Below are 6,447 nucleotides of genomic sequence, written 5' to 3'. Positions count from 1 at the left end.
TGGTCGATCAGCTCTTGGGGAATGGATGGAAGGTCTCGCGGGGCCTCACGGGCCGGTTTCTTTTTGGTCGGCATACATGCACCTCTATCAACATGTTATGCCCGAACACAAAATTTATGACAGTCCCTTCTGGGGTTGCTTTCAAGCCAACCGAGCCCGCATCACGTCCCCCCACCGCCGCACCAGATAATTATGCTCATCCATCACCGAATTCCACACCGCAATATGCCCCATGCGCTGCTCGTACCCTCCCCCATCACGCACTTCCCCCACCTCGATCAGGGGTAACCCGTCGCTCCCCAACAACTCTTCCCGCGCAGGCTTGCCGGCGTACCAGTAGTCCCACTCCGCCGCGCTCAAATGATCACGACTGCGCGCCGGATTGCCAATGTAATACCCCTGCCGCGCCATCACCGCCCCCGGCCAGCCGGACAACCACCAATTGAGGTACGCATACGCCGCATCCAGCACCGGCCCCTGGGCGTGGCGCGACAGGGACAAGCCGCCAAACCATCCGCGATAGCCTTCGCGCGGCACCGCCAGCCGGTATTTCACGCCGGCGCGGTGCAGGCGCATCAGGGTCGGCGACCACAGGCTCTGGATATCCACGTTAGGGCTGAGCATCAGTTGCGCCGCTTCTTCGTCGTCCGACCAAAACGCCGCAAAGTGCCCTGCCTTCTGCTTGCCCACCAGGATGTCAGCCAGCACATCGATCTCTTCGATGCTCATATTGCCGATGTCCTTGAAGCGCGCCAAGCCCGCGCCCTGCACCGCCAGCGCCGCGTCCAGCGCACCGATGGCGGCATCGCTTTGCAGCGCGGTACGCGCGCCCCAGGCCGGGTCGAGCAGCCAGCCCCAGCTTTCATTGCCGTGACTGAACCCTTCGGGCACGCGCTCGGGGCGGTAGGCGAAACTGTCGGCATTGTGGGTCAGGGGCAGCATGCTGATGCGCTCGGTCACGCTGCTGCCCAAGCTGCCGTCGTGCTGCACGAACAGGCGCTCGCTGGGTACGCTGCCGCTGCCCAGACGATCATTGGGCGACAGGCGACCGCGCTTGGGCAGGTCATTGATCTCGTGCCACAGCGCAATGCGCCGCGTGTCGATGGGCTGGATCGCCCGCGCCGGCCACACAAAGTCGACGTTGTGAAACCACTGGTCATACAGGTCGTAGCTGTCGGGTTGCATCACCGCGATGCGCTGGGCCTGGGCAACGTCGTGCACCTGGTACACCAGGCGAATACCCAGCTCTTGCTCTGCCCTCACCCGCAGGCATTCGAGCAGGGTCACGGACGTGCCGAGCACGCGTAGCGTGATCATGCCGCGAAGCGCCGCGAGAACACGTCGAAGGAGCGCCGCAGTTGCGCGGGGTCCAGGCCGCGCAGGATGAACACCAGCCGTGACTGGCGGTCGGTGCCCGGCCACGCGGGCAGGTGCACCGGGGCATGCAGGCAATGCTGCACGCCATGAATGACGATGGGGGCCGAGCTTGCGTTCACGTTGAGCAGTCCTTTGACGCGAAGGATTCGTTCGCCGTGGCATCTTAGCAGCATCGATAACCACACCCCGAAGCCGACCCAGTCGAGCGGCTGCTCAAACGTGAGGCAGCACACTTGCGCGTCCCCGTGGGTGACAGTGGTGGCTTGATGCAGTTGCCAGCGGCGCACTTCCACCGCTGGTTCAGCGCTGCGCAGGCCTTCGCCGAGCAGCAACTGGTCGCCGCTGTGGATCGCGTGGGTGTCGAGGATCGGCGTGCCGGCATTGAGCGCCTGCAGGTGCGCGCGCAGCGCTGTGCAGTCGTCCATCAGGTCGGTCTTGCTCAGCAGCAGGCGATCGGCCGCCGCCACCTGGGCCAGCCATTCCGGGTGCAGGCGTTCCTGCAGCGCGGCGTGGCTGGCGTCGACCAGGGTGATCACCAGACCAATATGAAAACGCCCGCGCAGTTGCACGTCGTTGTTCAGGGTGGCGAGGATGGGCGCCGGGTCGGCCAGGCCCGTGGTTTCCAGGATCACCCGTTTGAAAGGCGGAATGTCCCCGCGCTCGCGACGTTGCAGCAGGCCGAGCAGTGCGTCTTTCAACTCGCCACGAATCGAGCAGCACACGCAGCCACTGGGCAGCAGCACGGTGTCCGGCGCGACTTCTTCCACCAACAGGTGGTCGATGCCCACATCGCCGAATTCGTTGATCAGCAACGCGGTATCGCCCAGGCTTTCACCTTGCAGCAGGCGCGTGAGCAAGGTGGTCTTGCCGCTGCCGAGAAAGCCGGTGATGACGTTAAGGGCGATGCTCATGCTGACTCCAGATGGTCGAGCAAACGCGGATCAAGCGGATCCAGCGATCGTCCGAGCATGGCCTCGGCCGCTTGCCACAATTGATCCAGACCGCTGGCCAATGCCTGTTTGCCGGTGGCCCCCAGCAGCAGGTACGACGCGCCCTGGAAGTCTTCGACCTTGAGCCGGAACACCGCCAGCACCTGGTTGATCGCCGCGATCCGGCGCAGGCGTTCGCGGCGCCGGGGCAGTTCATCACCCAAGGGGTCGCTCCAGTGCAGGTCTTCGCCGAGCAGTCCGCAGAGTCCGCACATGGCTATACACCGCTCATGGCATGACGTCGCCGGAGTTCGGCCCGAGGGTCTGGCCGACGAACAGATTGCCACCCGGCTCGCTGGCCAGGAGCACGGCGGTGGGCGCCACTTCGTCGGCCAGGCCGAAGCGCCCCAATGGCAGTTCGGCAGCCTTGGCGCGCTTCCAGTCGGCGCTGATGCCGCCCACCAGCGGCGTTTCAATCGGCCCCGGAGCGATGGCGTTGACCAGCACGTTGTCCTTGGCCACTTCCAGCGCCAGGGACTTGGTGAAGCCGATCACCCCAGCCTTGGCCGCCGCGTAGTGGGTCAACTCGGCGCCGCCCTTGATGCCCAGCTGCGAGGCGATGTTGATAATCCGTCCCCAACGCTGCGCGAGCATGTGCGGCAAGGCGCGCTGGCTGGCGATGAACACGCTGGTGAGGTCGACGCGCAGCATGTCGTTCCACTGCTCGATGGACAGGTCGACGCAGCGCGCCTGGGTGAGCATGCCGGCGTTGTTGACCAGCACATCGATGCCGCCGAAGTGCTCGACGCAGCGATCAACGCTGGCCTGGGCACCTTCGACGGTGCCCACATCGGCCAGGCACTCGACCACTTCGGCGCCGAGGTTGCGGCAGGTGATCGCGGTTTCAGCGAGGCTGGCGGCGTTACGATCGGCCAGCAGCAGATGTGCGCCCTCGGCGGCAAAAGCGCGCGCGATGGCGGCACCGATGCCGCTGCCGGCGCCCGTGATGACGGCGCGGCGGTGGGTGAGTTGGGTCATACAAACACTCCTGTTGAACACGGGCCCCTGTGGGAGCTGGCTTGCCTGCTCCCACATTTTTCAGACCCTATTACAGTCAGTCGGGCCAGCGTACGGTTAAACCGCCGTCGATGACGATGCTTTGCCCGGTCAAATAGCTCGACGCTTCACTGGTGAGAAACTGCACCAGCGACGCCACCTCATCCGCGCGACCGACTCGCCCCAACGGAATTGCCCGCGCCGCCCTGGCCAGACCTTCCGGCCCCAGCGAGTTCTGCGCATCCAGCGACTGCGGTGTTTCGATCAACCCCGGAATCACCGCATTGCAGCGAATGCCCAGCGGCGCCAACTCCACCGCCAGCGACCGACACAACCCCGGCACACCCGCCTTGGCCGCGGCGTAATGGCTGTGTTCCTGCCAGCCATACACACCGCCGGCAATCGAGGAAATCGCCACCAGCGCGCCGCCTTCCTTCATGTGGCGGGTGGCCGCGCGAAAGGTGCGCATCACCCCGGTCAGGTCGACATTGAGCATCTCGTCCCACAGCGCATCGGTCATCTCCAACAAGGGTGCGCGACGCAGCAAACCGGCATTGGCCACCGCGTAGTCGAGGCTGCCGAAATGCTGCACCGCCTGCTCGGCCAGGGCGTCGACCGAAGCGGTGTCACCCACGTCCAGCGGCAGCATCAGGCACTCGCCGCCCGCCTCTTCCACCTGCGACACGGTGATGCGCGGGTCGTGCGGATCGGCCGGGTAATACCCGCCGACCACCGCAACGCCGTGGCGCGCATAGGCCACCGCGAGCGCTTGGCCGATGCCGCTGGCGGCACCGGTAATCACAGCCACTTTGCGACTCATTGATCACTCCTTACTGAACGGTTTCCGGGCGCACATGGCGTGCGGCAAACATCAGCACACCGGACAAAAAGCACGGCACGGCGCCGAACCACAGCGCGGCGGTCTGCCAGTCGCTGCCGGCGGACAACACCTGCGTGGCGCCGAACCCCGCGACCACTGCACCAATGGGGCCCATCGCGTGGATGATCGCGCCGCCGGTGGCGCGGATGCTGGTGGGAAAACTTTCACTGATAAAGAACAGCGCCGCCGAATATGGACCGATCAGGAAGAACAGGCCCAGGCTGTACAGCCCCACCACGGTCGGCATATTGCTCGGGCCGTACAGCATGCCGGCGAACGACAGACCGCCGAGCATCCAGCCGAGGCCGATCACGTTGCGCCGGCCAATTTTGTCGCCCATCCAACCGTGAGTCAGGTAGCCGCAGTAACCCACCAGATTCGACAGCACGAGGATGATCAGCGAGTTCTCGAACGACACCTTGTGCACGCTGACAATGACCGAGGTCCCCAGCACGCTGAACACCTGGATCGCGGCCCAGTTGAGCAGCAGCGCAGCGCCAATCACCAGCGTGGCGCGACGGGCCGGCCCCCGGAAGGCAGCTTTGAGACCGGCCTTGCTGTGTTCGTCGTAGTCCACGCCGTAGGTGACGGCGACATTTTGCGCCTCGGTCACCTGGCCGCTTTTGCGCAACTGGCTGATGCGCTGGTGAATCTGGAACTGCGGGCTCTCCTTGAGCTTGCGCGCCATGATCGCGATCACCACCGCCGGGATCGCGGCAAAAATGAAGCAGCCCTGCCAGCCGATGATCGGCAGCAGCAGTGCGGTCAAACCCGCCGCGATCAACGCCCCGACCGGCCAGCCACCCTGTACCAGGCTGTAGATAAAGCCACGGCGTTTGGTCAGCTTCGGATCCTGAGAGGCGCCATACAGTTCGCTCAGGTAGGTGGCGTTGACGGTTTCCTCGGCATAGCCCAGGCCCGCCAGCGAACGGATCAGGATCAGCGGCGACTTGCCCCACGCCCCGCCGATGGCGGTGAGCGCCGAGCACAAGGCGGAGCCGGCGACGGTGAGGATGATGCCTTTGCGCCGCCCCAACTTGTCGACCACCGGGCCGACGGCAAAGGCCACCACCGCCGTGCCCACCGCCACCCAGGTCGCGATTCGCGCTTGCTCCACTTCACTCCAGCCAAAGTGCCGGCCGATCTCCGGCAACAAGGTGCCGAACAGGATGAAGTCATACACCGCAAACACCCAGGCGAAAAACGCAATCCAGGTGGCGAAACGTACTTCCTGGGACGACAGTTGCCGGGGTTTCCAGCCAGTCAGGTCAAGCTTGTTGTAGATGGACATGGGTCACGCCTCAAGGGTGGGGTGAAATCAGGTTCGGGGTTGGCGGCGGATAAAGTCGTCGGCGATTTCGTCGAAGGTGACGAAGCGCACGCCGGCATGGCTCTGGATGTGTTCGATCAGGCGCTCGAGCATCAACAGCACCTGCGGGCGGCCGGACACGTCGGGGTGGATGGTCATGGTGAACACGGCGTGTTCATGTTCGCGGTAGACCCAGTCGAACTGGTCACGCCACATTTCTTCGAGGTGACGCGGGTTGACGAAACCGTGGCTGTTGGGGGCTTTCTTGATGAACATCATTGGCGGCAGGTCGTCGAGGTACCAGTTGGCGGGAATTTCCACCAGGTCGGTTTCCTCGCCGCGTACCAAAGGCTTCATCCAGGTGTCGGGGTGCTGGCTGTAGTCGATCTTGGTCCAGCTGTCGCCCTTGCGCACGTAGTAGGGATGGAAGTCGTTGTGCATCAGGCTGTGGTCGTACTTGATGCCTTTTTTCAGCAGCAGCTCGTTGGTCACCTTGCTGAATTCCCACCACGGCGCCACGTAACCGGTCGGGCGTTTGCCGGTGACCTGGGTGATCAGCTCGATGGATTTATCCAGCACGATTTCTTCCTGCTCGGCGGTCATCGCGATGGGGTTTTCGTGGCTGTAGCCGTGCACGCCGATTTCATGGCCGGCGTCGGCCACGGCTTTCATCTGCTCGGGAAAGGTTTCCATCGAGTGGCCGGGAATGAACCAGGTGGTGCGCAGGCCGTAGCGCTCGAACAGCTTGAGCAGGCGCGGCGCGCCGATTTCGCCGGCGAACAGGCCGCGGGAGATGTCGTCCGGCGAGTCTTCACCGCCGTAGGACCCGAGCCAGCCGGCGACGGCATCCACGTCGACGCCAAATGCACAGAGGATGTCTTTAGCCATGGTGTGTC

Annotated in this window: 7 protein-coding genes; all 7 read right to left on the bottom strand. The window is 64.3% G+C overall.

Annotation, left to right across the window (positions count from 1 at the left end; translation table 11 throughout):
• Positions 1–141: 141 nt before the first annotated feature.
• Positions 142–1,317 (bottom strand): ABC transporter substrate-binding protein, encoded by a 1,176-nt coding sequence (locus TU75_RS25355; RefSeq protein WP_003234081.1) that lies wholly within the window; start codon positions 1,315–1,317, stop codon positions 142–144.
• Complete coding sequence (locus TU75_RS25350; protein WP_003234082.1) at positions 1,314–2,288, bottom strand: CobW family GTP-binding protein; 975 nt, start codon at positions 2,286–2,288, stop codon at positions 1,314–1,316. Before TU75_RS25350 ends, TU75_RS25355 begins: the two co-directional genes overlap by 4 nt.
• Positions 2,285–2,581: a hypothetical protein gene (locus tag TU75_RS25345; protein WP_060550492.1), complete on the bottom strand. Its 297-nt coding sequence runs from the start codon at positions 2,579–2,581 to the stop codon at positions 2,285–2,287. The genes TU75_RS25350 and TU75_RS25345 overlap by 4 nt, the downstream gene beginning before the upstream one ends.
• Positions 2,582–2,594: 13 nt before the next feature.
• Complete coding sequence (locus TU75_RS25340) at positions 2,595–3,344, bottom strand: SDR family NAD(P)-dependent oxidoreductase (RefSeq protein ID WP_060550491.1); 750 nt, start codon at positions 3,342–3,344, stop codon at positions 2,595–2,597.
• Positions 3,345–3,420: 76 nt separating this feature from the next.
• Entirely contained in the window at positions 3,421–4,182 is a 762-nt protein-coding gene (locus TU75_RS25335) for an SDR family NAD(P)-dependent oxidoreductase (protein WP_060550490.1), read from the bottom strand.
• A gap of 10 nt (positions 4,183–4,192) precedes the next feature.
• Positions 4,193–5,533, bottom strand: a complete 1,341-nt coding sequence (locus TU75_RS25330) for an MFS transporter (RefSeq protein ID WP_003234085.1) — start codon at positions 5,531–5,533, stop codon at positions 4,193–4,195.
• A 27-nt stretch (positions 5,534–5,560) separates the two neighbouring features.
• The gene (locus TU75_RS25325) at positions 5,561–6,439 is read right to left on the bottom strand and encodes a polysaccharide deacetylase family protein (protein ID WP_003234086.1); all 879 of its coding nucleotides are present in this window, start codon (positions 6,437–6,439) and stop codon (positions 5,561–5,563) included.
• Positions 6,440–6,447: the final 8 nt, after the last annotated feature.

Origin of the sequence: Pseudomonas poae (assembly GCF_001439785.1) — a bacterium.
Lineage (GTDB): Bacteria > Pseudomonadota > Gammaproteobacteria > Pseudomonadales > Pseudomonadaceae > Aquipseudomonas > Aquipseudomonas poae.
This window is presented reverse-complemented; position numbering and strand designations above follow the sequence as displayed.

Excerpts from the sequence above, each read along its gene's own strand:
- TU75_RS25355 (WP_003234081.1), bottom strand. The coding sequence starts at position 1,317 with ATGATCACGCTACGCGTGCTCGGCACGTCCGTGACCCTGCTCGAATGC.
- TU75_RS25350 (WP_003234082.1), bottom strand. The coding sequence starts at position 2,288 with ATGAGCATCGCCCTTAACGTCATCACCGGCTTTCTCGGCAGCGGCAAG.
- TU75_RS25345 (WP_060550492.1), bottom strand. The coding sequence starts at position 2,581 with ATGTGCGGACTCTGCGGACTGCTCGGCGAAGACCTGCACTGGAGCGAC.
- TU75_RS25340 (WP_060550491.1), bottom strand. The coding sequence starts at position 3,344 with ATGACCCAACTCACCCACCGCCGCGCCGTCATCACGGGCGCCGGCAGC.
- TU75_RS25335 (WP_060550490.1), bottom strand. The coding sequence starts at position 4,182 with ATGAGTCGCAAAGTGGCTGTGATTACCGGTGCCGCCAGCGGCATCGGC.
- TU75_RS25330 (WP_003234085.1), bottom strand. The coding sequence starts at position 5,533 with ATGTCCATCTACAACAAGCTTGACCTGACTGGCTGGAAACCCCGGCAA.
- TU75_RS25325 (WP_003234086.1), bottom strand. The coding sequence starts at position 6,439 with ATGGCTAAAGACATCCTCTGTGCATTTGGCGTCGACGTGGATGCCGTC.